The organism is Streptomyces sp. MK7 (genome assembly GCF_032658145.1).
GTDB classification, from domain to species: Bacteria; Actinomycetota; Actinomycetes; order Streptomycetales; family Streptomycetaceae; genus Streptomyces; species Streptomyces spiralis.
Window position 1 is genome coordinate 169,743 of the sequence record NZ_JAVACL010000003.1, and the last position, 24,476, is coordinate 194,218.

Below are 24,476 nucleotides of genomic sequence, written 5' to 3' on the forward strand. Positions count from 1 at the left end.
AGGAGTTATGGATGACTGCGCCACGGTCGGCCGAACCCCCGGACGATGAGCTGACCCGGCTCGCCGTGCTGCACGGCGTCGCCACCTCCTACAGCCCCTCGCCGGGCCGTACGGTGGCCGCCTCCGCCGCCGCGGTCGTCGCGGCCCTGGCCGCCCTGGACGTCGACGCGAGCACGCCCGAGTCCACCCGCGCCGCACTCACCGCCCGCGAACGGCACCTGGCGCAGCGCCTGCTCCCGCCCACGGTGGTCCTCTGGAACGACGACCTGGACGGTGGGACCGGCGTACGGGACCGGGGCACCCGGGGCCGTGACGCGGGCGCGTCGGGCCGCGGGACGCGCGTACCGGGACCGGACATGAGTTCGACGGCCGGGCGCCCGGACGCGGGATCCGCGGACGTGCCCCCGGAAACGGGCTCCGCGGTCCGGAACACCAGCTCGCCCGGCCGGGAGACGAGCCTTGCCGCCGTTGTCGCCGGGCTGCCGCCCGGGACCCGGTTGCGCGTCGAGACCGAGCAGGGCGAGATCCGCTCCACGGTGGACCGCGGCCTGCCACCGGGCGTCCACCGGCTGACCGCCACCGCCCCCGACGGCCGCACCGGCGAGGCCCATCTGATCGTCGCCCCGCCCCGGCTGCCCACCCCGTCCGGACGCTCCTACGGACTGCTCGTCCAGCTGTACTCCCTCCTGTCCCACCGCTCCTGGGGCATGGGCGACCTCGGCGACCTGGCCGAGCTCAGCGCCTGGGCGGGACGGTCGCTGGGCGCCGGTTTCGTCCAGGTCAACCCGCTGCACGCGGGCGTGCCCGGCGCGCCCACCGACCCCTCCCCCTACCGGCCCTCCTCGCGCCGCTTCCCGGACCCCGTGCACCTGCGCGTCGAGGACGTCCCCGAGTTCGCCTACGTCACCGACGACGCCGACCGCGAGCGGCTGCGCGCCCTGCTGGACCGGGCCGAGCGGCTGCGCGCCGCCGTCCTCGACAAGGGCGCCCTGATCGACCGGGACGCGGTGTGGGAGCTCAAGCGCGAGGCACTGGAACCGGTGCTCCGGGTGCCGCTCGGCCCCGGCCGCCGTGCCGCCTACGCCGACTTCCTCGCCCGGGGGGGCCAGGCCCTGGAGGACCATGCCACCTGGTGCGCCCTGGCGGAGATGCACGGCTCGGACTGGAGCCGGTGGCCCGAGGGGCTCCGGGACCCGCGCTCGGCCGAGACCGCCCGCGCCCGCGCCGAACTCATGGACCGCGTCGACTTCCACTCCCGCCTCGCCTGGCTCACCGACGCACAGCTCGCCGCCGCCCAGCGCACCGCCCGCGAGGCCGGCATGCCGATCGGGATCGTGCACGACCTCGCCGTCGGCGTGCACCCCGGCGGCGCCGACGCCTGGGCGCAGCAGGACCACTTCGCGGCCGGCATGTCGGTCGGCGCCCCACCGGACGCCTTCAACGCGCGCGGCCAGGACTGGGGCCTGCCCCCCTGGCGCCCCGACCGCCTCGCCGGATCGGGTTACGCGCCCTTCCGCCGCCTGCTGCGCGCCCTCTTCCACTACGCGGGCGCCCTGCGCATCGACCATGTGATGGGCCTGTTCCGGCTGTGGTGGGTGCCGCAGGGCCGCCCGCCGACGGAGGGCACGTACGTCCGCTACGACGCCGAGGCCATGCTCGCGATCCTGGTGCTGGAGGCCGCGCGGGCGGGCTCCGTGGTGATCGGCGAGGACCTGGGCACCGTCGAGCCCGGCGTACGCGAAGCCCTGGACCGGCGCGGAGTGCTCGGCACGTCCGTGCTGTGGTTCGAACGGGACTGGGAGGGCGACGGCCGCCCGCTGCCGCCCGAACGCTGGCGGGCCGACTGCCTGGCCACCGCCACCACCCACGACCTGCCGTCCACCGCCGCCCGCCTCACCGGCGAGCACGTCGAACTGCGCCACCGCCTCGGCCTGCTCACCCGCCCGCTGGAGCAGGAGCGCGCGGAGGCCGCCGCGGACACCGGCGAGTGGCTGGCGCTGCTGACCGCCCTGGGGCTGCTGCGGGGCACGGGCGGCGGCCACTGCGCGGCCGACGAGGAGGCGGAGATCCAGGCCGTCCACCGCTTCCTGCTGCGCACCCCCGCCCGCATGATCGGCCTCTGGCTGCCGGACACCGTCGGCGACCGCCGCCCGCAGAACCTCCCCGGCACCTGGGACCAGTACCCGAACTGGCGTCTGCCCGTCGCCGACGCCGAGGGCCGCCCGCTGAGCCTGGAGGACCTGGCCGTCTCCCCTCGCCTGCACGCCCTGACGGACGTGCTGCGGGCGGGGGTGCGGGGAGAGGAGACGGGAGGAGCGGGAGGAGAAGGGGAGGAAGGCCGCGCGCGGGCGGGCGAGAGGGACTCACAGGGCAGCGCATAGGGCACCCCGGACGCGCGCCGCGTTCCGGCGTTCGCTACGTTGGCACCGTGGACAAGAAGAACGCCCTGCGCGCCGGCACCCTGGCGGCCGGTACGACGCTGATGATGCTGCTCATGTCGTCCCCCGCGCTCGCGGTGACCCGCGACGACGGCGACGACCCCGGTCCGGGGCTGAGCGTCGCCGAGACGCTGGGCATCTTCGTCGGTATCCCGATCGTGCTGTTCCTGGTCATCGCCGGCCTGGTCATGGTCCTGGACAGGTCCCGCAAGCAGGAGACCGGCAACGACGTGAACGTCCGCGCCAAGGCCTGACCGAGGACCCACCGGGTTCTCCGCCCCTCAGCTTCCCGGCTTCTCCGCCGAGGGCGCCCACCCCGCCGTACGTGGGCGGGGTGGGCGCCCTCGGCGCGTTTCCGGGAGCACGCGCCCCTCAGGGGTGTGCCGCGGTCAGGTACCGCTGCACCGTGGGCGCCAGCCAGGCGAGGATGTCCTCGCGTGCCAGGGCGGTGACGGCCGGAAGCCGCAGCACGTAGCGGGTGAGGGCGAGCCCCAGCAGCTGCGAGACGACGAGCGCGGCCCGCTCGGGCACCTGCCCGGGATCCGGGCACACCGCTTCCGCGACCGGCAGCAGCTGGTCCTTGAACACCTTCTGCAACCGCTCGGCGCCGGCCGGATTCGTGACGCCGACGCGCAGGACCGCCGTGAGTTCCCCGTTCTCCTCCCACAGTCGCAGGAAGTGCGAGACCAGCGCCCGGCCGACCTCCTCGCGAGGCAGCGCGGCGACGTCCGGCAGGCGCAGGTCGGGGGAGACGACCGCCGCGAACAGGCCCTCCTTGCTGCCGTAGTACCGCATGACCATCGACGGGTCGATCTTCGCGTCCCTGGCGATCGCCCGGATGGTGGCCCGTTCGTACCCGTCGGCGGCGAACCGTGCGCGGGCGGCGTCGAGGATGGCCGTACGGGTGGCGTCGGAGCGGCGCGGCGGGTTCACGGGCATGCCAACGAGCGTAGGCCAACATTCGTGGGCCAACAAGCGTTGACTGCCGCGGGCGTCGGGCCTACTGTTGCCAACAAGCGTTGACCCACAAGCGTTGGCCAACAAGCGTTGACACCCAGGAGGCCACCATGACCGGCACCACGGGATACACCGCCCCGACCGTCATCGTCGTCGGCGCCGGCCCCACCGGGCTCCTCCTGGCGGGCGACCTCGCCGCCGCCGGTGTCCGCGTCACCCTCGTCGAGAAGCGCCCGCACCGGATCAGCAACCTCTCCCGCGCCTTCGTCCTGCACGCCCGCAGCCTCGAGCAACTGGACGCCCGCCCGTCGCCCACCACCACCCTCGACGGACGCGCTTCGCGCGCACCTCTCTCGCGGAGCCTGGCCGACGACCTGGAGGCCGTCGGCCGCCCCCTCGGCCGGCTGCGGCTCTTCGGCCGGCTCTCCATCGACCTCACCGCCCTGCCCTCCCGGTTCAACCATGTGCTCGTCCTCCCGCAGTACGAGGTGGAGAAGGTCCTGGAGCGGCGTGCGGTCGAGGCCGGCGTGGACTTCCGCCACGAGACGGAGATGACCGGGCTCACTCAGGACGCGGACGGCGTCACGGTCGAGGTCCAGGGGCCCGACGGACACCCCGAGCCGCTGCGGGCGGCGTACGTCGTCGGCACGGACGGGATGCGCAGCCGGGTGCGCGAGGCGATCGGGCAGCCGTTCCCGGGGCACTCGGTGATCCGTTCCGTGGTGCTCGCGGACGTGCGGCTCGCCGAGCCGCCCGAGACCCTGCTGACCGTCAACGCCGCCGGGGACGCCTTCGCGTTCCTCGCGCCGTTCGGCGACGGCTACCACCGCGTGATCTGCTGGCACCGCGGCCGGAACGTCCCCGATCACGCACCCGTCGACCTCGACGAGGTCAGGGAGATCACCCGGCTCGCCCTCGGCCGCGACTTCGGCATGCACGACGCCCGCTGGATGTCCCGCTTCCACAGCGACGAGCGCCAGGCCCCCGCCTACCGGGCCGGCCGGGTCTTCCTCGCAGGCGACGCCGCCCACGTCCACAGCCCGGCCGGCGGCCAGGGCATGAACACCGGCCTCCAGGACGCGGCCAACCTCGGCTGGAAGCTGGTCCAGGTCGTCACCGGCCACGCCCCCGAGGCGCTCCTCGACACCTATCAGGCCGAGCGCCACCCGGTCGGCAGGGCCGTCCTGCGCAGCAGCGGCGGCATCGTCCGCCTCGCCATGGCCAAGCGCCCCTGGACCCTGGCCCTGCGTGCCGCCCTGGTCACCTTCCTCGACGTCTGCGGCCCGGCTCGTCGCAAGGCGGCCGGCCAGATCACCGGCGTAGGCTTCCGCTACGCGGCCCCCCGCGGCTCCCACCGCCTCGTCGGCGCCCGCGTCCCGGACCTCGCCCTCGCCGGCGGCGGCCGGCTCTACGAGGCCCTGCGCGGCGGCCGGTTCGTGCTGGTGGCGCCGCGGACCCACGAGGCCGGGCCGGAGCGTGCCGCCCGGCTGACCGCGGCGCGCTGGGCGAGCGACCGCCGCACCGCCCTGCTGGTCCGCCCCGACGGCTACGTGGCCTGGGCCGCGGACTCGGCCGACGACGACGCGATCGAGGCCGCGCTCGCCACCCACGTGGGCTGAAGAGGCGTACGACGAGGGGAGTACGGCGAGGGGCAGTACGAGCGAGGGGCGGCAGTACGAGCGAGGGGCGCCCGGTGTTCGACCGGGCGCCCCTCGTCGCCGTACGTACAGCCGGCCGCGGGGCCGGGGGCGTCAGCCGGCCGCCGCGTCCGCCGCCTGGGCCTTCAGCGCCCGCTCGACACCCGCCCGCGACTCCGACACCAGCCGGCGCAGCGCCGCGTTCGGCTCGGCGGAGGCCAGCCACTCGTCGGTCCGGCGCAGAGTGTCCTCGGACACCTGGATCGCCGGGTAGAAGCCGACCGCGATCTGCTGGGCGATCTCGTGGGAGCGGGCGTCCCAGATGTCCTTGACCACCTCGAAGTACCGCGCGGTGTACGGCGCCAGCAGCTCGCGCTGGTCGGTCTGGACGAAGCCCGCGATGACCGCCTCCTGGACGGCGTTCGGCAGCTTGTCGGAGTCGATGACCGACGCCCAGGCCTCCGCCTTGGCCTCCGGCGTCGGGCGGGCCGCCCGTGCGGTGGCGGCGTGCCGCTCACCGGCCGCGGTCTTGTCCCGGGCGTACTCGCCCGCGATCTCCGGCTCGTCGAACCGGCCGACGGCCGCCAGCCGCTCCACGAACGCCCAGCGCAGCTCGGTGTCCACCGCCAGGCCCTCGATCGACTGCGAGCCGTCCAGCAGACCCTCCAGCAGGTCCAGCTGCTCCGGCGTGCGGGCCGTCGCCGCGAAGGCGCGCGCCCACGCCAGCTGGTGGTCGCCGCCGCCCTCGGCCGCGCGCAGATGGGCCAGCGTGGCCTCCGTCCAGCGGGCGAGCAGGGCGTCGCGGGCGGCCGGGTCGGCGTACAGCTCGATCGCCAGCTTCACCTGGCGGTGCAGCGACTGCACCACGCCGATGTCGGACTCCTTGGCGATCCCGGACAGCACCAGCGACAGATAGTCGCGGGTGGCCAGCTCCGCGTCCCGGGTCATGTCCCAGGCCGACGCCCAGCACAGCGCGCGCGGCAGCGACGAGGCGAAGTCGCCCAGGTGCTCGGTGACGAAGGCCAGCGACCGCTCGTCCAGGCGGACCTTGGCGTACGACAGGTCGTCGTCGTTGAGCAGGACGACCGCCGGACGGCGCCGGCCGGCCAGCTGCGGCACGGCGGTGAGCTCGCCGTCCACGTCCAGCTCGATCCGGCCGTCGGCGGCGCGCACCAGCTTGCCGCTCGCCTCGTCGAGGTCGTACAGGCCGACCGCGATCCGGTGCGGGCGCAGCACCGGCTCGCCCTTCGCGCCGGCGGGCAGGGCGGGGGCCTCCTGGCGGATGGCGAAGGAGGTGATGACGCCGTCGGCGTCGGTGTCGATCTCCGGCCGCAGGACGTTGATCCCGGCCGTCTCCAGCCACTTCCCCGACCAGGTCTTCAGGTCGCGGCCGGAGGTCTCCTCCAGGGCGCCCAGCAGATCGCTCAGGCGCGTGTTGCCGTAGGCGTGCCGCTTGAAGTACGCCTGCACGCCCCGGAAGAACTCGTCCATGCCGACATACGCCACCAGCTGCTTGAGCACGCTGGCGCCCTTGGCGTAGGTGATGCCGTCGAAGTTGACCAGGACGTCGTCCAGGTCGCGGATCTCCGCCATGATCGGGTGGGTGGACGGCAGTTGGTCCTGCCGGTACGCCCAGGTCTTCATGGAGTTGGCGAACGTCGTCCACGAGTGCGGCCAGCGCGAGCCCGGCGCGTGCGCCTGGCAGGCGATGGAGGTGTAGGTGGCGAACGACTCGTTCAGCCACAGGTCGTTCCACCACTCCATGGTGACCAGGTCGCCGAACCACATGTGGGCCAGCTCGTGCAGGATCGTCTCCGCGCGCATCTCGTACGCCGCGTCGGTCACCTTGGAGCGGAAGACGTACTGGTCGCGGATGGTCACCGCGCCCGCGTTCTCCATCGCGCCCGCGTTGAACTCGGGCACGAACAGCTGGTCGTACTTCTCGAACGGGTAGGCGAAGTCGAACTTCTCCTGGAACCAGTCGAAGCCCTGCCGGGTGACCTCGAAGATCGCGTCCGCGTCGAGGAACTCGGCGAGCGAGGGCCGGCAGTAGATGCCGAGCGGCACCGACTGCCCGTCCTTCTCGTACACGCTGTGCACCGAGTGGTACGGGCCGACGATCAGCGCCGTGATGTACGTCGAGATGCGCGGCGTCGGCTCGAACACCCAGACGTTGTCCCGGGGCTCTGGGCTCGGCGAGTTCGACACGACCGTCCAGCCCTCGGGGGCCCGCACGGTGAACTGGAAGGTGGCCTTCAGGTCCGGCTGCTCGAAGGAGGCGAAGACCCGGCGGGCGTCGGGCACCTCGAACTGCGTGTACAGGTACGCCTGGTCGTCCACGGGGTCGACGAAGCGGTGCAGGCCCTCACCGGTGTTGGTGTACGCGCAGTCGGCGACGACCCGCAGGATGTTGCGGCCCGGGAGCAGACCCGGCAGCGCGATCCGGGAGTCCTTGAAGACCTCGTCCGGGTCGAGCGCGTCGCCGTTGAGGGTCACCTCGTGGACGGTCGGCGCGACCAGGTCGATGAAGGAGGCGCCGCCGTTCTCGGCGACGTCGAAGCGCACCGTGGTCACGGACCGGTAGGTGCCGCCCTCCTGCGCGCCGGAGAGGTCGAGATCGATCTCGTACGAGTCAACGGTGAGCAGCTTCGCCCGCTGCTGTGCCTCTTCGCGAGTCAGGTTTGTGCCAGGCACGCGGTCATCTCCTCGTGATGTGTGGGTGCGGTCATCCTTCCACGAAGACGGCCCGGATCGCGGTGGCTGGAGTGTGGCTCCGCCAGGTAGCATTAACGGTATGAAGATCAGTGTGAGCCTGCCGCAGGAGGACGTCACCTTCGTCGACGAGTACGCCGCGCGAACCGAAGCCGAGTCCCGATCTGCCGTGATACACGCCGCGATCGAGCTGCTGCGACAGGCGCAGTTGGAACAGGAGTACACGGAAGCATTCGCCGAGTGGGACGCAAGCGAGGACGCTGCCCTCTGGGACCGGACGAGCGGAGACGGGATCGCCGATGAGGCGTGGTGACATCTACATGGTGGACCTGGAGCCGGCGCGGGGCAGTGAGGCCAACAAGGTCAGGCCGGCGGTGATCGTGTCCAACGACGGTGCCAATGAATCCGTTGAGCGGAACCGGCGCGGCGTGGTCACCGTGGCGCCACTGACGTCGAACACGGCGCGCGTCCTGACGTTCCAGGTCTTCCTGCGCGCCGACGAGAGTCGCCTGCCCAAGGACTCCAAGGTGCAGTGCGAGCAGGTAAGTGCCGTGGCTCCGGAGCGGCTGCTGCAACGGGTCGGCGCTGTACCGCGCCAGCGTATGGCCGAGATCGACGTGGCCCTACGGCGGCACTTGGCGCTTTGAACATGGCGTAGGGGCGCCCGCCGATCGATCGGCGGGCGCCCCTACGGCGATGTTGCGGGCTACTTGCCCAGCTCCGCCGCCACCAGCTCCGCGAGCTGTACCGCGTTCAGGGCCGCGCCCTTGCGGAGGTTGTCGTTGGAGATGAACAGGGCCAGGCCGTTGTCCACCGTCTCGTCGCGGCGGACACGGCCGACGTAGGACGGGTCCTGGCCGGCCGCCTGCAGCGGGGTCGGGATGTCGGAGAGGGCGACACCGGGGGCGCCGGCCAGCAGCTCGGTGGCGCGCTCCGGGCTGATCGGGCGGGCGAAGCGGGCGTTGACCTGGAGGGAGTGGCCGGAGAAGACCGGCACGCGCACGCAGGTGCCGGAGACCTTCAGCTCCGGGATCTCCAGGATCTTGCGGGACTCGTTGCGCAGCTTCTGCTCCTCGTCGGTCTCGTTCAGACCGTCGTCGACGAGGTTCCCCGCGAAGGGCAGCACGTTGAAGGCGATCGGGCGCTTGTAGACGGACGGCTCGGGGAAGTCCACCGCCGCGCCGTCGTGGGTCAGCTTGTCGGCGTCCGCGACGACCTTCTGGGTCTGCCCGTGCAGCTCGGCCACGCCCGCCAGACCCGAGCCGGACACCGCCTGGTAGGTGGCGACGACCAGCGCCGAGAGCCCCGCCTCCTCGTGCAGCGGCTTCAGCACGGGCATCGCGGCCATCGTGGTGCAGTTCGGGTTGGCGATGATGCCCTTGGGGCGGCCGGCGATCGCGTGCGGGTTGACCTCGGCCACCACCAGCGGCACGTCCGGGTCCCGGCGCCAGGCCGAGGAGTTGTCGATCACCACGGCGCCCTGGGAGGCGACCTTCTCGGCCAGCGCCTTCGAGGTCGCGCCGCCCGCCGAGAACAGCACGATGTCCAGGCCGGTGTAGTCGGCCTGGGAGGCGTCCTCCACGGTCACGCCGTCGAGGATCGTCCCCGCCGAGCGGGCCGAGGCGAACAGGCGCAGCTCGGTGACCGGGAAGTCGCGTTCCGTGAGGATCCTGCGCATGACCGTGCCGACCTGACCGGTGGCTCCGACGATTCCGATCCTCACGGGGACTCCCTCTGGTGTGCTGTGCGTGCGTATGCGCTCGGCCGAGGCCTTTCCATGATGCGGCCGACCCCGGTCCACGTGTCCAATTCTTTGCGTGCCGCGCCCGAGGAGTGGGACGAGCCCGCCCGTCCCACGGTCGCGGTCCTACGGCGCCCACCCCGTCCGAACTGCAGAAATTCACCCGGGGAGGCCTCCGCGCCGCAAGCTGTGCTGCCCCGTGTCTGCCCCGCCGTCCGTGGCGCATACGGCGATGTGACGTACGCCTCGTGGCCGCCGGTGCCGAACGTTCCGGGCGGCTGCGGCGTCGTAGGGGAGACGCGTGGACGCAAGGGCGGGAGGGGAGGGGCGTGTGCTGCGCAGAAGGGCGCGCCGTGGCCGGGAGACGGACCACGGCGGTGACGATCCGCTGGACGCGGCCCAGGAACGCCGGGTGCGGGCGGTGCTCGCGCTGGGCGGCGTGCCGCAGGCGGACCTGCCGGACGGGGTGCAGCAGGTCCGTCTGCGGCTGCTGGAGCGCACCGCGAGCGGCCAGGAGCCGCCGCGGGACGTGTCGGCGTGGGCGGCGGTCGTCGCCTCCAACCTCGCCATGGACTGGCACCGCGCCAAGCGGCGCCAGGAGCGGCTCGGCGAGCGGCTGGCCTCGCTGCGGCAGGGGGAACACCCCTCGGGCGAGGACAGCAGGCTGCTGTCCCTCGCCGTCGCCCGGGGCCTGGACGAGCTCCCCGAGGCCCAGCGCCAGGTGCTGGTCCTGCGCTTCTACGCCGACCTGTCCGTACGGATGATCGCCGAACAGCTGGGCGTCCCCGAGGGCACGGTCAAGAGCCGGCTGCACACCGCCGTCCGCGCCCTGCGCGAACGGCTGCACGAGGACGAGGTGGTGTGACATGACCGCCGAACGCACGCGGGCCGACGACCCGTGCGAGCCGGACCCCCTGCTGGCCGCGATCCTGGACGAACCACCGGCCTCCTCGGACGCCGACTACCTGACCGACTACCACGCGGCCCGCACCGACCTCACCGAACTCCGCCGCCGGCTCACGGCCATCGCGGACACGCTCGTGGGCGCGGAAGCGGAAGCGGAAGTGGAAGCGGAACCGGGGCCGCGTCCCGGCCGCGGCGCGCCCGCCGGCCGCCGCCCGGCGGGTGGGCCTCCGGGGCGGCCGGGGGCGCCCCGTCGGGCGCGGCGGGGGCGGAGGGCCGCGGTGGGCTCCCTGGTCGCGGCCCTCGTCGTCTGCGGGGTGTTCGGGCTGGGGTGGCTTCTGGCCGTGGGCGGGACCGGGGCCGACTCGGCCGGCGGGGCCGCCGATTCCGCGAGCGGTGACGCGAAGGTCACCGCCGGGGGATACGTGGCGTGCGCGCGGTTGATCGTCGAGGGCACGGTCACCCGGGTCGACCCCGAGCCCGGCACCGGGCAGGACCGGATCGGGCTCGCCGTGGAGCGCCGCTACAAGCCGCGGACGGGCCCCGGCCAGGTCACCTTTCTGATGGACCACGACGTCTCGCCGCGCCTGCGGACCGGTGACCGGGTTCTCGTGGCCATCCCGAGGCATGCGAGCAGCCCGGACATCTGGAGCACGGGCGAGCAGGGGATCGCCCGGGACCGCGCCTGGATCCTGGAAGGGCTCAAGGAGTCCCGCACGCTCACGTGCGACCAGGGTGACGGGTCGTCCGACTGACGAAGGGCGGGCGCCGCCGGCATCGGCGAGCGCCCGCCCGGGCCGTGTGCGCCGCCGCCTACGGCACGACCTTCTCGATCCGCACGCTGCCGAGGCCCGCGACCGTACCGCGCGCGTTCACCAGCTGCACCTGACCGAAGAACTCACGGCCCTCGGGCGCCTCGGCCACGGCCGTGACCTTCCCGGCGACCGTCGCGGAGTCGCCGGTGCCCAGCTTCACCGCGGCCGAGTCGTCGACCGTCACGGTGCCGAGCGCGGCGGAGAAGAACACGTCCCGGTAGTCGTACGCGGTGGAACCGGAGGGCACCGAGTAGCCGACCACCTCGATCGTGTACGTCCCGGCGGCGGGCTCGGCGAGGGAGACCGCCTCCTCCGAGTCGCCGTCCGCGGACTGGGCGACCTGCTTGCCGCTCGCGTCGTACACCGTCAGGTCCAGGTCGGCCGACTTGTCGGAGACGTTGCCGATGGCCACGTCGAGGGACTCGGCGCCCTCGGGGACGGTCACCGTCGTGGTCTGCTTCTCACCGCCGGCGATGGTGGGCCGGGCCGACTCGGCGGAGCCGAGCGGGCCGCCGACGAGTTTGCCGTCCAGGGCCGCGTAGTTGTTCGTCACCTTCCAGGAGACGGTGGCCGGCGTGCCGGCCTTCGCCTCGGGGACGGTCACCGTCTCGGGGTCGAAGGCGGCGCCGAGGACGGTGACGTCCAGCGTGTAGGGGTTGTCGAGCAGCGGCGAGGTGCGGCGCGCCTCGACCTCGACCTCCCACACACCCGGCTGCGGGTCGGCGTAGGACCGCACGTCGGGCTTGCAGCCGTTGCCGTCGAGGTAGTTGTTGTAGCAGTACGGGGTCGAGGTGTTGTCGACCGGGACGCCGTAGGGGTGGACGGCGATGAACCGCGTCTGGCTCTTGTCCTTCAGCCCGCCGATCGCCACCTCCAGCGACTTCGCGCCTTCGGGCACGGTCAGGAAGTAGGAGCGGGTGCTGTTGCGCTGCACCGAACCGGAGTCCGAGTAGGCGTAGGCGACCGGGGCGGCCACCACGACCGTGGCGAGGATCTGCTTGTCGATCCCGGCCGTGAACGGGTCGTCGACCTGGAGGATCGCGCTCTTGAGACCGGCGGAGCGCGGCGCGGCCTGCACCTTGACGGTGACCGGCTGGTTCAGCGGCAGCCGCACCAGGGGCGAGCCGACGACACGGAAGGTGTTGCCGGCGTTGTTCACCAGGCGCAGCGTGTGCCAGACCGGGTGGTCCGGGCCCGAGGCGCGGGTGATCGTGACGTCGTAGGTCTTCTTCTGGCCCGCCTTCAGGCCGCCCTCGCGGTCGTACAGGCCGGTGCCGAAGCCGGGGGCCTTCAGCGCGTAGTCGATCGCGGTGTCGACGGGGGCCTTGACCGTGTAGTCGTGGGCGGTGGCGCCGAGGCGGATCGCCGTCCAGGCGTCCACGACGTCGATGAGCCCGGCGCCCTCCTCGTAGGCCTGGACACCCCGGATGTGGTGGGCGGTCGAGGTCAGCGCGGTGCGCAGGTCTGCCGGGGCGAGGTCCAGGTGCCGCTGCTTCGCGGCGCTCAGCAGCAGTGCCGAGGCGCCCGTGGCCTGCGGGGAGGCCATCGAGGTGCCCTGGAGCATGGAGTAGCCGGCCGGCAGCGAGTAGCCCGCCTCGGCGACCGGGGAGCCGGGCAGCCAGGTCTGGGTGCTGTTGATCGCGGCGCCCGGCGCGGTCAGCGTCGGAGTGAAGCCGCCGTCCTCACGCGGGCCGCGCGAGGAGAACGGCATCATCGCGTACGGGGTCCTCACGACCGAGCCGTAGTTGGCCGCCCAGGTCTCCTTGGATATCGACGCGCCGACGGAGATCACCTTGTCGGCCAGGCCCGGGTCGCCGATGGTGTTGGCGCCGGGCCCGGAGTTGCCCGCGGAGATCACCAGCTGGACGCCGTAGGTGTCGATGAGACGCGTGTAGAGCTCGGCGCGCGCGTTGTTGCCGTCGTTCAGCGCCGGGAGGCCGCCGATGGACATGTTGACGATGTCGACCCCGCGGTTGGCGACCAGGTCGATCATGCCCTCGGTGAGGGCGACGTTGGTGCAGCCGCCGGTCCAGGTGCAGGCACGGGAGGAGACGATCTTCGCGCCGGGGGCCGCGCCGTTCATCTTCCCGCCGAACAGGCCGTTGGCGGCGGTGATGCCGGCGACATGGGTGCCGTGCTCGGACTCGATCACACCGATGTTGACGAAGTCGGCCTTCTTGCCGACCCAGGACCCGCCGTAGGGGTCCATCGGCACGTCCTTGCGGATCTGCACGACGAACGGCTGCCGTTCGGCCACGTCGGTCTTCGGGTCGTCGGTGCCGAACCACCCGATCTGGAAGCCGTCCTTGTACGGCTTCATCGGCTCGTCGTCGGTGAAGTCGTTGTCGTTGTCCAGGTCGACGCGGACCGTGCCGGCCGCCGCGTCGTAGAGGATGCCCCAGGAGTCGGTGGTGTCGCCGTCGCGGTTGGCGTCGCCCTTGGCGTCGCCGCCCGCGGTCGAGGCCTCCTTGAAGGTGCTGATCTGGTACGAGCCCGCCGGGGCCTTCCAGGACTGGTCGCCGTAGGTGAACTCGGGGCCGGAGACCGCGCTGACCATGGGGCGCCAGGTGGCGTCGCCGTCGACGATCGGGTCGGTCGCGGTCACCCAGTCGACGATCTTGCGTTCGCCGGTGGTGGTCTTCTGGAGCGCCGGGTGGCCGAGGTCCACACCGGAGTCGAGGATGCCGATGGTGACGCCGCGGCCGTCCGCCTTCGGGTTCTGCCTCACGAAATCGACGGCGCCCGTCTCGAAGGACGGGTTGTACGGGTTCTCGGCGGGGGTGTTCTTGTCGGGCCCGGAGTAGGTGGTCCCGCTCGTGCGTTGGGCGGCTGTGGCGCCCTTCGCGGTGTCCGCGGCCGGTGTCGGGTCGTCGAGCGGGATCTCCTGGCGCAGGTCGATGGCGTGCACCGAGGACAGCTTCTCGGCGGCGGTGATCGCCGCGTCCGCCTGTCCGGTGGGCACGGTGGCGCGGACGTAGCCGAGCTTGTCGTAGGTGCGGCCCACGGAGCCGCCCTTGACCGCGTCGAGCTGCTCGGCGACCTGCTCGGTCTGTCCGGGCGCGGTCGCGATCATCATCGTGACGTTCTTGCTGCCGTCGGCCTTGGCGGCGGCGAGCAGGTCGGCGTCGTCCGAACCGAGCTTGGCGCTCGCCGACTTGACGGCCGGGTCGGACGGGGCGGGACCGCCCTGGGCGGCGGCGGCCAGGGGTATCGGCCCGGCCGCGCAGAGCGCGGCCACCACGCCGGCGGCCACGGCTGTGCGGGCCAGGCGTCTCGCGCCCGGGAGCGGGGCGCGCTGGGGATCGGAGGTCATCGGCATCCCTTGTTGGTAAAGGAACCAGCGAGATGCGATCGGGTTCGATCGCGGTCGTCCGGATTTCGGAGCCGGACGATCGCTCAGCTTTACCCAAGGGAAAGATGTTTGGGGAGAGTTGACCGTGGCGGGATGGACTCATGGCGTACTTCCGCCATGCGTCAGCGGGGACACACCTCCACGAACTCCCCTATACCGTGCCGTGTTTCAAGAGCGCGACCGCGCATAGTGGCGGGACGCCTTCGCACGGTTGCCGCAGGCGGCCATGGAGCACCAGCGGCGCGTACCGTTCCTTGACGTGTCGAAGAAGTGCAGGACGCACGCCTCGTGGGCGCACATCCGGATCCGGTCCGGCGCGTCGGCGAGCAGTTCGAGGTAGTTCCGGGCGGCGAGCCAGGCCGGTCCCCACGAGGGATCGCCGAACTCCGGCCGCTCCACCGGGCCCTGGGCGGTGAGCCCGGCCCGGATCCGCCCGTGCGCGAGCACGGCGTCCACGAGCGGCGCTCCCTCCTCGGCCGACCCGTCCACGACGGCCCGGAGGGCGTCCCGGGCCTGGAGCAGATGCCGCAGCACGGCCTCCTCCGGCGCGAACCGGTCGTCCAGCCCGTTGGCCGCCAGCCACACCGCCAGCCCGTCGGTGTCGGCGAGCAGGTCCTGGAGGGCCCCCTCCCGGTTCCAGCGCGTGTTGAGCAGGTCGAGCGCGAGCGGCTCGCCGGTGAGCGGTCGGGGGTCGGGGGCGGTGGGCATCCGGGGCTCCTTCCGTGCTAACCGCTCAAGTGTATGTGACCGGTTGACACGCTCCGATTCTAACCTTTGAATGACATGTAGCAGGTTAGCCGTGCGGCTGTCGGCGGCCGCCGCAGCCGCTGTCCGAAGGAGGCACCCATGTCCCTGCGCACCGCCCACACCGGTCTGAACGTCACCGACCTCGACCGCTCGCTCGCCTTCTACCGGGACGTGCTCGGCTTCGCGCTGCTCGCGGAGGGCAAGGAGGAGGGCAGGCGCTACGCCCTCCTCGGTGACGGCGGCGACCAGCCCGTGGTCACCCTCTGGCAGCAGTCGGAGGGCGGCTACGACGCCGGCCGCCCCGGACTGCACCACCTGGCCTTCACGGCCGGGTCGATCGAGCGGGTCAGGGCGTACGAGTCGGCCCTGCGCGCCTACGGCGTGGACTTCCACCACGAGGGAGTGGTGGCCCACCGCGAGGGCGCGGCCTCCGGCGGGATCTTCTTCCACGACCCCGACGGCATCCGTCTGGAGATCTCCGCCACGGAGGGCGCCGAGGGCGCGCCCGCCCCGCACGAGTCGGCCCCGACCTGCGGGTTCTTCTAGACAGGGCGGTCGTGGACATCGTGGCCGCGGAACACACCGCCATGAGCGTCTACCACGCCGGTTCACGCGCCGTGCAGGACCGGGTCGGGGTGCGTGCGGCGGCCGACCATGTGGGCCGGTCCGTCGGCCGGGGCATCAGACCGGTCGCCGCCGCCTTCCTGGAACTCCAGCCGCTGCTCGTCCTCGGCGCGACCGACCCCGCGACCGGCGGCGTCTGGGCCTCGCCGCTGACCGGCACCCCCGGCTTCGTACGGGCCACGGGCCCGCACCGGATGTCCGTCACCGGCGGGGTGCTCCCCGGCGACCCGCTGGCGGAGGTCCTCGCCACGGATGCCACGGACGGCAGGGACGGCCCGGACGGCAGCGAGGGCACGCGCGTCGGCACCATCGCGCTCGACCCGCGCACCCGCCGCCGTATGCGCCTCAACGGCCGCCTGCACCGCACCCCGCGGGGCTTCGCCGTCGAGGCGGACCAGGTCTTCTCCAACTGCCCCAAGTACCTGCAGAGGAGGTCGTCCTACGAGACGGTCGACCGCACCCCGGGAGAGGTGCAACGGGGCACCGAACTGACGGCACGGCAGCAGGACTTCGTGGCCGCCGCCGACACCTTCTTCCTGGCCACCGTGCACGCGCACGGCGCCGACGCCAGTCACCGCGGCGGCAGCCCCGGCTTCGTCCGGGTGCTCTCGCCGCGCGAACTGCTCTGGCGCGACTACCCGGGCAACTCCATGTTCCTCACCCTGGGCAACCTCGCCGCCGACCCACGGGCGGGGCTGTTGTTCCTGGACTGGACGAGCGGGGCGGCGCTGCAGCTGACGGGCCAGGCGCGCACGGAGTTCGGGGCGGACGGGGAACGCCGGGTCCGCTTCACCGTGACCCGGGTGGCGGCGACCGACGGGGCGGTGCCGCTGCGCTGGGCTCCGCCGGAATACTCACCGGCCAACCCATGGGTGCCGTAACGTCTCCACATGCGTGAGGAGTTGCGGGTGGCGGCCTACGCCGTGTGTGTACGGGACGGACGGATGCTGCTGGCCCGCTGGGTCGCGCGCGACGGCGCCCGCCGGTGGACCCTGCCGGGCGGCGGCATGGAGCACGGCGAGGACCCCTACGACACCGTGGTGCGCGAGGCCGAGGAGGAGACCGGTTACACCGTCGAACCGGTCTTCCTCCTCGGCCTCGACTCCATCCGCCGCACCTACCCGCGCCCCCTCGGCGCCCAGGCCGACTTCCATGGCCTGCGCATCGTCTACGAGGGCCGGGTCACCGGCGGCGAGCTGCGCCACGAGACGGGCGGCTCGACCGACATGGCGGCCTGGCACCCGCTGGAGACGGTGCCCGGCCTCGAGCGGGTCGGGCTGGTCGACGTCGGACTGCGCCTGTGGCGCGAGCGCCCCGCCGCGGGCCGGGTGGCGGCAGCACCACGGCAGCCGCGCTGCTAGCGCGGCAGCACCACGACATACGCCGCCGGGTCGCGGTCGGCTGCCGCCATCAGGGCCGTGCGGACCACCGTGGCCTGCTGGTCCGGCGTGTCCCGCAGCTTCCTGGGGGTGATGTGGACGACCGTGATGCCCAGGCGTTCCAGGTGCTCGCGCTTGCGGGCGTACTGCGACCACTCGGCGTCGTCGTTCGCCCGGGGCGCGCGGGCGTCCAGCTCCAGGGCGACCGCCTGGTCCGGCCAGTAGGCGTCCAGGCCGCCCAGGTGCGGGCCGCCCGGCAGCCGCAGGTCCACGTTCCACACCGGGTCGGGCAGACCGTACTCCCTGACCATCCGGTACAGCCGGTCCTCGGCGATCGCCCGGCCCTCGGCCAGCAGCGAGTCCACCGCGTCCACCACATGCGTCCGGGTCAGGAGCTTCGCACCCGTCAGCTCCCGGACGACAGCGGCCGGTTCGCAGTGTCCGCCGCGCACCGCCTCCGTCAGCAGCCGGCGCACCGTGTCCGCGTCGTCCAGGCCGGCCACCGCGTCCGCCAGGGCGCGCGGCACCGGGGCCACCGGCAGACCCGTGACCGACGCCGGGACGGGCAGGGCGGCCGTGCGTACGATCCGCACACAGCCGGTCGAGCGCAGCCGGCGCAGCCGCGGCACCAGGACGTCGATCCTCTCCAGCGACAGCAGCGGGGGCGTGGTGGCGAAGCCGTGCAGGGTGAGGGCGGCCGGCCCGGTGATCACCGCCTCCGCGTACACCGGCCGGTGCGGCTGCTGCGCGGTCGGCTGGGCCGGCACCCCGGGCGCCCTGCGGGGCGCAGGGGGGCGTGCCGCGTACAGGAGGACCGCGTGCAGCCGCTCCTCGCTGGTCGGCGGGCCGGGGTGGAGCAGGAAGACGCCCGGCAGGAGCTGCTGCCAGGGTCCGCCGGTACGGCACCGCTCGGTGGTCTCGGCCGCCGGCACGCCGTGGGCGCGCAGCTGGGCGGCGGTCAGGAGCCGGCAGTGCGCCTCGGCCAGGTGGCTCAGGGGGCGGGGGGAGAGCGGGGTGTTGTGGTTCATGCCGGGCACGTTCCCGCGTCCGCTCGGCCCTTTAACGGCTGTTACAAGGGCGGCACTCAATCCGGACAACCTCGCCCTAAAGGACGGGTGTTCGGATGCCGAAAACCCCTGGTCCGTTCAGGGACGGACCAGGGGTTACGGTGTGTCTTGACCGAATTTCGTAACGGTTACCGCCCGCCCGAGCCTTGGCCAGAGCTACGGCCGTCCGGGTGACGGCTCAGACGCCCCCGGCCCCGGCCGCACCAGCCGCCGCGTCGCGCGCCTGTCCGCGCAGCGCCCGGGCCAGGTCGTCCCGGGCCTCCAGCACCAGCCGGCGCAGCGCGGGAGCGGCGTCCTCGTGCGCGGCGAGCCAGGCGTCCGTCGCGTCCAGCGTCTCCTGAGTGTCCCGCAGTGCCGGGAACAGGCCCCGGACCACGTCCATCCCGATCTGGATCGACCGCTCGGCCCACACCCGCTCGATCGCCGCGAAGTACTTCTCGGTGTACGGCGCGAGCAGCCGGCGCTGCGAGGGCCGGCCGAAGCCCGCGATGGTCGCCTCCACCAGCGCGTTCGACAGCGCGTCCGACTCCACCACCTGCGCCCACGCCTGCGCCTTCACGGCCGCCGAGGGACGCGCGGCCAGGCAGCGCACCTGGTGCCGCTTGCCCGAGGCGGTGTCGTCCCGCGCCAGCTCGTCCGCGAGCACCTTCTCGTCCGCCGCCCCATGTGCGGCCAGCGGCTCCAGGAAGGCCCAGCGCAGCTCCTGGTCGACGTCCAGGCCGGCGATCTCCTCGGTGCCGTCCAGCAGGCCCTTCAGCAGGTCCAGATCGGCCGGCGCCGACGCCACCGTGGCGAAGAAGCGGGCCCACGCCAGCTGGTGCTCGCTGCCCGGCTCGGCCTGTCGCAGCTCGGCCAGCGCGCCCTCGGCCAGCAGCCGCTCACCCGTCTCTCGCCACTCGGGTGCCACGTAGTGGACCAGCGCCGAGTCCGCCCACGCGTGCAGCATCTGGAGCACCCCGATGTCGGACTCACGGCCAGCGAACCGCAGCACCAGGCCCACGAAGTCCCGAGCCGGAAGCAGCGCGTCCCGGGTCAGGTTCCACAGCGCCGACCAGCACAGCGCGCGGGCCAGCGGGTCGGCCAGGGCGCCCAGGTGCTCGCGCAGCGTGGCCAGCGAGGTCTCGTCGAAGCGGATCTTGCAGTAGGTGAGGTCGTCGTCGTTGACCAGCACCAGCTCCGGGGCGTCCTGCCCGGCCAGCTCCGCCACCACCGTCCGCGCGCCGTCCACGTCCACCTCGGCGCGCGCGTACCGCTCCAGCGCCCCCACCTGGGAGCGCTGGTACAGGCCGACGGCCACCCGGTGCGGGCGCAGCTCCGGATGCGACTCCGCGGCCTCCTGCACCACCGCGAGCTCGTCGATCCGGCCCTCGGCGTCCAGCAGCACCTGCGGGGTCAGCGAGTTGACCCCGGCCGTCTGCAGCCAGGACCGCGCCCACGCGCCCATGTCCCGGCCGCTGGTCTCCTCCAGCACCGCCAGCAGATCGCCCAGGCGCGTGTTGCCGTAGGCGTGCCGCTTGAAGTAGCGGCGGGCGCCCTCCAGGAACGCGTCCTGGCCGACGTACGCCACCAGCTGCTTGAGCACCGAGGCGCCCTTGGCGTAGGTGATGCCGTCGAAGTTCAGCTTGGCGTCCTCCAGGTCATGGATGTCCGCCGTGATCGGGTGCGTGGAGGGCAGCTGGTCCGCGCGGTACGCCCAGGCCTTGCGGCGGTTGGCGAAGGTGATCCAGGCGTCGGTGAAGCGGGTCGCGCCGACGCCTGCGAACGTGCCCATGAAGTCCGCGAAGGACTCCTTCAGCCACAGGTCGTCCCACCACTCCATGGTGACCAGGTCGCCGAACCACATGTGCGCCATCTCGTGCAGGACGACGTTCGCCCGGCCCTCGTACGACGCCTGCGTCACCTTGCCGCGGAAGATGAACTCCTCGCGGAAGGTCACCAGACCCGGGTTCTCCATCGCGCCCAGGTTGTACTCCGGCACGAACGCCTGGTCGTACTTGCCGAACGGGTAGGGGTAGTCGAAGTGGTCGTGGAAGAAGTCCAGGCCCTGCTTGGTGACCAGGAAGACGTCGTCGGCGTCGAAGTGCTTGGCGAGCCCCTTGCGGCACATCGCGCCCAGCGGGATCTCCAGCCGCGTCCCGTCCTTCAGCACCCGCTCGTAGGAGTCGGTCACATAGTGGTACGGCCCCGCCACCACGCACGTGATGTACGTCGAGATCGGCTTGGTCTCGGCGAACCGCCACACTCCGCCCGCCCGTCGCTCACCGCCACCCTTCTGCGGAAGCGCTTCGCGCCCTTCCATCCGCTGCCCGGCGCCGTTGCTCCACACCGTCCAGCCCTCCGGCGCGCGCACCTCGAAGCGGAACGGGGCCTTGAGGTCGGGCTGCTCGAAGTTCGCGAAGACCCGGCGGGAGTCGGCCGGCTCGTACTGGGTGTAGAGATAGACCTCGCCGTCCTCCGGGTCGACGAAGCGGTGCAGGCCCTCGCCGGTGCGCGAGTAGGCGCACTGGGCGTCCACGATCAGCTCGTTGTCGGCGGCCAGGTCCTCCAGCAGGATCCGGGAGCCGTCGAAGACCTCGCTGGGGTCGAGGTCCTTGCCGTTGAGGGAGACCGCCGTGACGCCGGGCGCGATCAGGTCCGCGAAGCTGGAGGCACCCGGCTCGTTGCAGCGGAAGCGGAGCGTGGTGACGGACCGGAACGTGCGCGGCCCGTCCCCCTCATGATCGCCGACCGCCGAGCGCACGTCGAGGGACACCTCGTACCCGTCGACGGACAGCAGCGCGGCCCGCTCCCGGGCCTCGTCGCGGGACAGATTCTCACCGGGCACAGGCGGCACTCCCTCGGGTCGCGTTCACGATGCGGACAGGACCGATCCTGCCATGCGGCCCTGACGCGCGGCAGCCGGGAATGCCGGGGGCGACGATCGATGTTGCCCGTTCAAAGACCCCATACCGAGGAGAGTCATGTCCGAGACCGCCTCCGCCCCTTCCGGCAAGACCCCTGTCGACTTCTGGTTCGACCCGCTGTGCCCGTGGGCCTGGATGACCTCCCGCTGGGTGCTGGAAGTGGAGAAGCTCAGGGACATCGAGGTCCGCTGGCACATCATGAGCCTGGCGGTGCTCAACGAGCCCAAGCTGGACGAGCTGCCCGAGGACTACCGCGAGCTGCTCACCACCAAGGCGTGGGCGCCCATTCGCGTGGTGACCGCCGCCTGGCAGAAGCACGGCGACGACGTCCTCGGCCCGCTCTACACCGCGCTCGGCACCCGCTTCCACAACCAGGGCGAGGGCCCCACCCGCGAGGCCATCGCCGCCGCGCTGGAGGAGGTCGGCCTGCCCGCCGAGCTGATCGACTACGCCGACCAGGAGGACTTCGAGTTCGACGCCGAGCTGCGCGCCTCCCACAAGGAGGGCATCGACAAGGTCGGCCAGGACGTCGGCACCCCGGTCATCGCGCTGCCCGGCGCCGACGGCGAGCAGATCGCCTTCTTCGGCCCGGTCGTCACCCCCGCTCCCAAGGGCGAGCAGGCGGCCCGCCTGTGGGACGGCACGATCGCGGTGGCCTCCATCCCCGGCTTCTACGAGATCAAGCGCACCCGTACGGTCGGCCCGGACTTCAGCAACCTGTGAGGCTCACTCCGGGACGGGCAGCTTGATGGGCCGGGGGAACGGCTTCTTGTTCCCGCCCGTGCGCAGGTTCCGGCACTGCTCGCCGGTCTCGGCGTCCAGCACGGCCTCGCAGATCCAGAACTCGTTCACACTGTTGCGGCCCAGCCGCTCCTTGAGCATGGCCGCCTCGGCCGCGCTCAGCTTGCGGTGCGGCTGGTCGGCGTCGCACGTGTGGCAGTAGTACGTCCGCATCCCGCCACCATCCCCCGGAGCCCCCGATACCGGAAGACCCCCGCGAGACACGACCTCGCGGGGGTTCTCCTCCTTCCACCGCCCGCCCGCGCGAAGGGCGAGAAGACGATCACGAGGCGGGGCGGTGATCCGGGGCGCGCCCTCAGGGCGCCGGCAGCACGTCCGTGCGGGACTTGGCGGCGGCGTACCGCCGGGCGACGTGCTGCCAGTTGACGACCTGCCACATCGCCTCGATGAAGTCGGCCTTCTGGTTCCGGTACAGGAGGCAGAAGGCGTGCTCCCAGGCGTCGGAGACCAGGACCGGTGTCGAGCCCTGGCCGACGTTGCCCTGGTGGTCGTAGACCTGCTCGACGACGAGCCGGCCGCTGAGCGGCGGGCCTTGAGAGAAGAAACGCCGGCGGGTCAGTCCTGCCGGGCGCGGGTGCGCTGCCGGACGTATCCGGCCGCCGCCAGGAACAGCGTCATCCCGCCCGTCGAGTACAGCTGCACCCGTGTGCCGGGCTGCCGGGCCATCAGGACGAAGATCGCCGCCATGCCGGCCAGGGCCACCCAGGTCAGCACCGGGAACGCCCACATCCGCACGACCAGCTTCTGCGGGGCCTCCCGCTCCAGCCGGCGCCGCAGCCGCAGCTGCGAGACGGCGATGAAGATCCAGACGACCAGGATCACCGCGCCGATCATGTTCAGCAGCCAGGGGAAGACGTCGTCGGGCCGCCAGTAGCTGAGCAGCACGCAGACGAAGCCGAAGACGCTCGACACCAGGACGGCCACGCGCGGGACCCCGCCGGAGACCTTCGCCAGCACCTTGGGGCCCTGGCCCCGCTCCACCAGCGAGTACGCGATGCGCGAGGAACCGTAGATGTTGGCGTTCATCGCCGACAGCAGGGCCACCAGCACGACCACGTTCATCAGCTGCCCCGCGCCCGGGATGCCCAGGTGGTCCAGGGCGGCGACGTACGGGCCCTTCTCGACGACCTGCGCCGAGTCCCAGGGGACCAGGGTGACGATGACGGCCATGGAGCCGACGTAGAACAGGGCGATGCGCCACATCGCGGTGCGGACCGCGCTCGCCACCCCGCGCACCGGGTCCTGGGACTCGGCCGCCGCGATGGTGACCGTCTCCAGGCCGCCGTAGGCGAAGACGGAGGCGAGCAGGCCGATGATCAGGCCCTGACTGCCGTGGGGGAGGAGGTCGGTGAGGTTCGAGGCGCCGGGGGAGTCGGTGCCGGGCAGCACACCGGCGACGGCCAGCACGCCCAGCACCAGGAACAGCGTGATCGCGCCGACCTTCAGCGCGGCGAACCAGAACTCGAACTCGCCGAAGTTCTTCACCGCCGCCAGGTTCGCCCCGCAGAACACCACCATGAACACCGCCACCCACACCCACTCCGGGGTGCCCGGCAGCCAGCCGGTGACGATCTTCGCGGCGCCCATGCCCTCCAGGCCGACCGCCGTGCACAGCAGCACCCAGAACGACCAGCCGGCCGTGAAGCCGGCCCACGGGCCGAACGCCCGCTCGGCGTGCGCGGAGAAGGAGCCCGAGGACGGATACGCGGCCGACATCTCGCCGAGCATCCGCATCACCAGCATCACGAGCAGGCCGGAGACGGCGTAGGCGAGGACGATCGACGGTCCGGCGGCGGCGATGCCCGCGCCGGAGCCGACGAACAGCCCGGCGCCGATCACGCCACCGAGGGCGATCATCGACAGATGGCGCTGCTTGAGGCCGTGGGAGAGGGCGGCTGCGTCCCGCTGCCGCGGTGATGTGTCCGTGGTCGTGCTGCTGGGCATGGAAGGCGGCTCTCCCAGGGCAAGAGGCGGTAAAACCCCGCCAGTCTGGGCGGCCCGTCCGCTCACGCGGAGGGGCCGCCCAGTATCCGGACACCCCCTGTGCGGAGGGTGAGGTTCCGATTACCCCCTCATGGGGAGCCGCGGGGACCCGGTCACGCGCCACGGAGGTCACGGGTGTGTGGTGCGAGGCGTCACCCTGGAGCGGATCAGCCGAATCCAGGTCGGCAGGAACCTCCGCCGGCAGGGGGCGCTTTGGTGGGTCCCTACAGAAGCGGACGACGCGCTCCCCGTCGCCCACACCACTCCACCTCAGTGACCGGCGTCACGTCACCCCCGCTGCAACCGGCTCGCTTTGTCCGGAGCCCACCAAGTGCACGATCAAGCCTTTGTCGAGCGCTGACGGTGATCGGCGCGAGGGCGCCGGTATAGCGTCGCGGTGTTCCCACCTGCCCACAC

Annotated in this window: 20 protein-coding genes and 1 pseudogene; 11 read left to right on the forward strand and 10 right to left on the reverse strand. The window is 72.5% G+C overall.

Annotated features, from left to right (window positions below; genetic code table 11):
• Positions 1–11: 11 nt before the first annotated feature.
• Positions 12–2,381 carry a 4-alpha-glucanotransferase gene (gene malQ / locus R2S09_RS05540; RefSeq protein ID WP_316740022.1) on the forward strand — a complete coding sequence of 790 codons (2,370 nt, stop codon included), beginning with the start codon at positions 12–14 and terminating at the stop codon, positions 2,379–2,381.
• A gap of 47 nt (positions 2,382–2,428) precedes the next feature.
• Complete coding sequence (locus R2S09_RS05545) at positions 2,429–2,692, forward strand: hypothetical protein (RefSeq protein ID WP_306190133.1); 264 nt, start codon at positions 2,429–2,431, stop codon at positions 2,690–2,692.
• Positions 2,693–2,810: 118 nt separating this feature from the next.
• On the opposite strand, the gene R2S09_RS05550 is transcribed toward R2S09_RS05545, so the two are convergent.
• The gene (locus R2S09_RS05550; RefSeq protein WP_306190134.1) at positions 2,811–3,377 is read right to left on the reverse strand and encodes a TetR family transcriptional regulator; all 567 of its coding nucleotides are present in this window, start codon (positions 3,375–3,377) and stop codon (positions 2,811–2,813) included.
• A 128-nt stretch (positions 3,378–3,505) separates the two neighbouring features.
• On the opposite strand from R2S09_RS05550, the gene R2S09_RS05555 reads away from it, so the two are divergent.
• A complete protein-coding gene (locus R2S09_RS05555; protein ID WP_316740023.1) occupies positions 3,506–5,014 on the forward strand; it encodes an FAD-dependent monooxygenase in 1,509 nt (502 codons plus the stop codon).
• 132 nt (positions 5,015–5,146) lie between these two features.
• On the opposite strand, the gene pepN (R2S09_RS05560) is transcribed toward R2S09_RS05555, so the two are convergent.
• Positions 5,147–7,726: an aminopeptidase N gene (gene pepN / locus R2S09_RS05560; protein WP_306190136.1), complete on the reverse strand. Its 2,580-nt coding sequence runs from the start codon at positions 7,724–7,726 to the stop codon at positions 5,147–5,149.
• Positions 7,727–7,826: 100 nt separating this feature from the next.
• Between pepN (R2S09_RS05560) and R2S09_RS05565 the strand changes: the two genes are divergently transcribed.
• Complete coding sequence (locus R2S09_RS05565) at positions 7,827–8,057, forward strand: ribbon-helix-helix protein, CopG family (protein WP_306190137.1); 231 nt, start codon at positions 7,827–7,829, stop codon at positions 8,055–8,057.
• Entirely contained in the window at positions 8,044–8,391 is a 348-nt protein-coding gene (locus tag R2S09_RS05570; RefSeq protein ID WP_399143920.1) for a type II toxin-antitoxin system PemK/MazF family toxin, read from the forward strand. The genes R2S09_RS05565 and R2S09_RS05570 overlap by 14 nt, the downstream gene beginning before the upstream one ends.
• Positions 8,392–8,450: 59 nt before the next feature.
• Here the strand turns inward: R2S09_RS05570 and R2S09_RS05575 are convergent, their stop codons facing one another.
• On the reverse strand, positions 8,451–9,467 hold the full coding sequence (locus R2S09_RS05575) for an aspartate-semialdehyde dehydrogenase (protein ID WP_306190139.1): 1,017 nt from the start codon (positions 9,465–9,467) through the stop codon (positions 8,451–8,453).
• 349 nt (positions 9,468–9,816) lie between these two features.
• On the opposite strand from R2S09_RS05575, the gene R2S09_RS05580 reads away from it, so the two are divergent.
• Positions 9,817–10,350, forward strand: coding sequence for an RNA polymerase sigma factor (locus R2S09_RS05580; protein WP_306190140.1), 534 nt, complete (start codon positions 9,817–9,819; stop codon positions 10,348–10,350).
• 1 nt (position 10,351) lies between these two features.
• Positions 10,352–11,143 carry a hypothetical protein gene (locus R2S09_RS05585; protein WP_316740025.1) on the forward strand — a complete coding sequence of 264 codons (792 nt, stop codon included), beginning with the start codon at positions 10,352–10,354 and terminating at the stop codon, positions 11,141–11,143.
• 58 nt (positions 11,144–11,201) lie between these two features.
• On the opposite strand, the gene R2S09_RS05590 is transcribed toward R2S09_RS05585, so the two are convergent.
• Together R2S09_RS05590 and R2S09_RS05595 are read right to left on the reverse strand one after the other, a co-directional pair.
• Positions 11,202–14,516, reverse strand: coding sequence for a S8 family serine peptidase (locus R2S09_RS05590; RefSeq protein ID WP_316740026.1), 3,315 nt, complete (start codon positions 14,514–14,516; stop codon positions 11,202–11,204).
• 207 nt (positions 14,517–14,723) lie between these two features.
• Entirely contained in the window at positions 14,724–15,263 is a 540-nt protein-coding gene (locus R2S09_RS05595; RefSeq protein ID WP_316740027.1) for a CGNR zinc finger domain-containing protein, read from the reverse strand.
• Between the two features lie 138 nt (positions 15,264–15,401).
• On the opposite strand from R2S09_RS05595, the gene R2S09_RS05600 reads away from it, so the two are divergent.
• From R2S09_RS05600 to R2S09_RS05610, 3 genes are read left to right on the forward strand one after another with little or no spacing between them, the layout of a single operon-like run.
• On the forward strand, positions 15,402–15,848 hold the full coding sequence (locus R2S09_RS05600) for a VOC family protein (protein ID WP_316740028.1): 447 nt from the start codon (positions 15,402–15,404) through the stop codon (positions 15,846–15,848).
• Positions 15,849–15,889: 41 nt separating this feature from the next.
• Positions 15,890–16,807, forward strand: a complete 918-nt coding sequence (locus R2S09_RS05605) for a pyridoxamine 5'-phosphate oxidase family protein (protein WP_316740134.1) — start codon at positions 15,890–15,892, stop codon at positions 16,805–16,807.
• A gap of 9 nt (positions 16,808–16,816) precedes the next feature.
• On the forward strand, positions 16,817–17,287 hold the full coding sequence (locus R2S09_RS05610) for an NUDIX hydrolase (protein WP_306190145.1): 471 nt from the start codon (positions 16,817–16,819) through the stop codon (positions 17,285–17,287).
• On the opposite strand, the gene R2S09_RS05615 is transcribed toward R2S09_RS05610, so the two are convergent.
• Positions 17,284–18,333 carry a hypothetical protein gene (locus R2S09_RS05615; protein ID WP_316740029.1) on the reverse strand — a complete coding sequence of 350 codons (1,050 nt, stop codon included), beginning with the start codon at positions 18,331–18,333 and terminating at the stop codon, positions 17,284–17,286. The genes R2S09_RS05610 and R2S09_RS05615 overlap by 4 nt on opposite strands.
• A gap of 217 nt (positions 18,334–18,550) precedes the next feature.
• Positions 18,551–21,196, reverse strand: coding sequence for an aminopeptidase N (pepN, locus tag R2S09_RS05620; RefSeq protein WP_316740030.1), 2,646 nt, complete (start codon positions 21,194–21,196; stop codon positions 18,551–18,553).
• Positions 21,197–21,332: 136 nt separating this feature from the next.
• Between pepN (R2S09_RS05620) and R2S09_RS05625 the strand changes: the two genes are divergently transcribed.
• A complete protein-coding gene (locus R2S09_RS05625; protein WP_306190148.1) occupies positions 21,333–21,998 on the forward strand; it encodes a DsbA family protein in 666 nt (221 codons plus the stop codon).
• A gap of 3 nt (positions 21,999–22,001) precedes the next feature.
• Here R2S09_RS05625 and R2S09_RS05630 read toward each other — a convergent pair whose 3' ends face one another.
• The 3 genes and pseudogenes from R2S09_RS05630 to R2S09_RS05640 form a co-directional block, all read right to left on the reverse strand.
• Positions 22,002–22,229, reverse strand: a complete 228-nt coding sequence (locus R2S09_RS05630) for a hypothetical protein (protein WP_306190149.1) — start codon at positions 22,227–22,229, stop codon at positions 22,002–22,004.
• Between the two features lie 142 nt (positions 22,230–22,371).
• A pseudogene (locus R2S09_RS05635) lies at positions 22,372–22,602 on the reverse strand (Fe-Mn family superoxide dismutase); the annotation flags it as partial.
• Positions 22,603–22,631: 29 nt separating this feature from the next.
• The gene (locus tag R2S09_RS05640) at positions 22,632–24,020 is read right to left on the reverse strand and encodes an amino acid permease (protein ID WP_306190150.1); all 1,389 of its coding nucleotides are present in this window, start codon (positions 24,018–24,020) and stop codon (positions 22,632–22,634) included.
• Between the last annotated feature and the right edge of the window lie 456 nt (positions 24,021–24,476).

Coding starts and splice junctions, on each gene's coding strand:
- R2S09_RS05615 (WP_316740029.1), bottom strand. CDS start 18,333: ATGAACCACAACACCCCGCTCTCCCCCCGCCCCCTGAGCCACCTGGCC.
- R2S09_RS05590 (WP_316740026.1), bottom strand. CDS start 14,516: ATGACCTCCGATCCCCAGCGCGCCCCGCTCCCGGGCGCGAGACGCCTG.
- R2S09_RS05585 (WP_316740025.1), top strand. CDS start 10,352: ATGACCGCCGAACGCACGCGGGCCGACGACCCGTGCGAGCCGGACCCC.
- R2S09_RS05630 (WP_306190149.1), bottom strand. CDS start 22,229: ATGCGGACGTACTACTGCCACACGTGCGACGCCGACCAGCCGCACCGC.
- R2S09_RS05640 (WP_306190150.1), bottom strand. CDS start 24,020: ATGCCCAGCAGCACGACCACGGACACATCACCGCGGCAGCGGGACGCA.
- R2S09_RS05625 (WP_306190148.1), top strand. CDS start 21,333: ATGTCCGAGACCGCCTCCGCCCCTTCCGGCAAGACCCCTGTCGACTTC.
- R2S09_RS05605 (WP_316740134.1), top strand. CDS start 15,890: ATGAGCGTCTACCACGCCGGTTCACGCGCCGTGCAGGACCGGGTCGGG.
- R2S09_RS05565 (WP_306190137.1), top strand. CDS start 7,827: ATGAAGATCAGTGTGAGCCTGCCGCAGGAGGACGTCACCTTCGTCGAC.
- malQ (WP_316740022.1), top strand. CDS start 12: ATGACTGCGCCACGGTCGGCCGAACCCCCGGACGATGAGCTGACCCGG.
- R2S09_RS05550 (WP_306190134.1), bottom strand. CDS start 3,377: ATGCCCGTGAACCCGCCGCGCCGCTCCGACGCCACCCGTACGGCCATC.
- R2S09_RS05570 (WP_399143920.1), top strand. CDS start 8,044: ATGAGGCGTGGTGACATCTACATGGTGGACCTGGAGCCGGCGCGGGGC.
- R2S09_RS05600 (WP_316740028.1), top strand. CDS start 15,402: ATGTCCCTGCGCACCGCCCACACCGGTCTGAACGTCACCGACCTCGAC.
- R2S09_RS05610 (WP_306190145.1), top strand. CDS start 16,817: ATGCGTGAGGAGTTGCGGGTGGCGGCCTACGCCGTGTGTGTACGGGAC.
- R2S09_RS05595 (WP_316740027.1), bottom strand. CDS start 15,263: ATGCCCACCGCCCCCGACCCCCGACCGCTCACCGGCGAGCCGCTCGCG.
- R2S09_RS05555 (WP_316740023.1), top strand. CDS start 3,506: ATGACCGGCACCACGGGATACACCGCCCCGACCGTCATCGTCGTCGGC.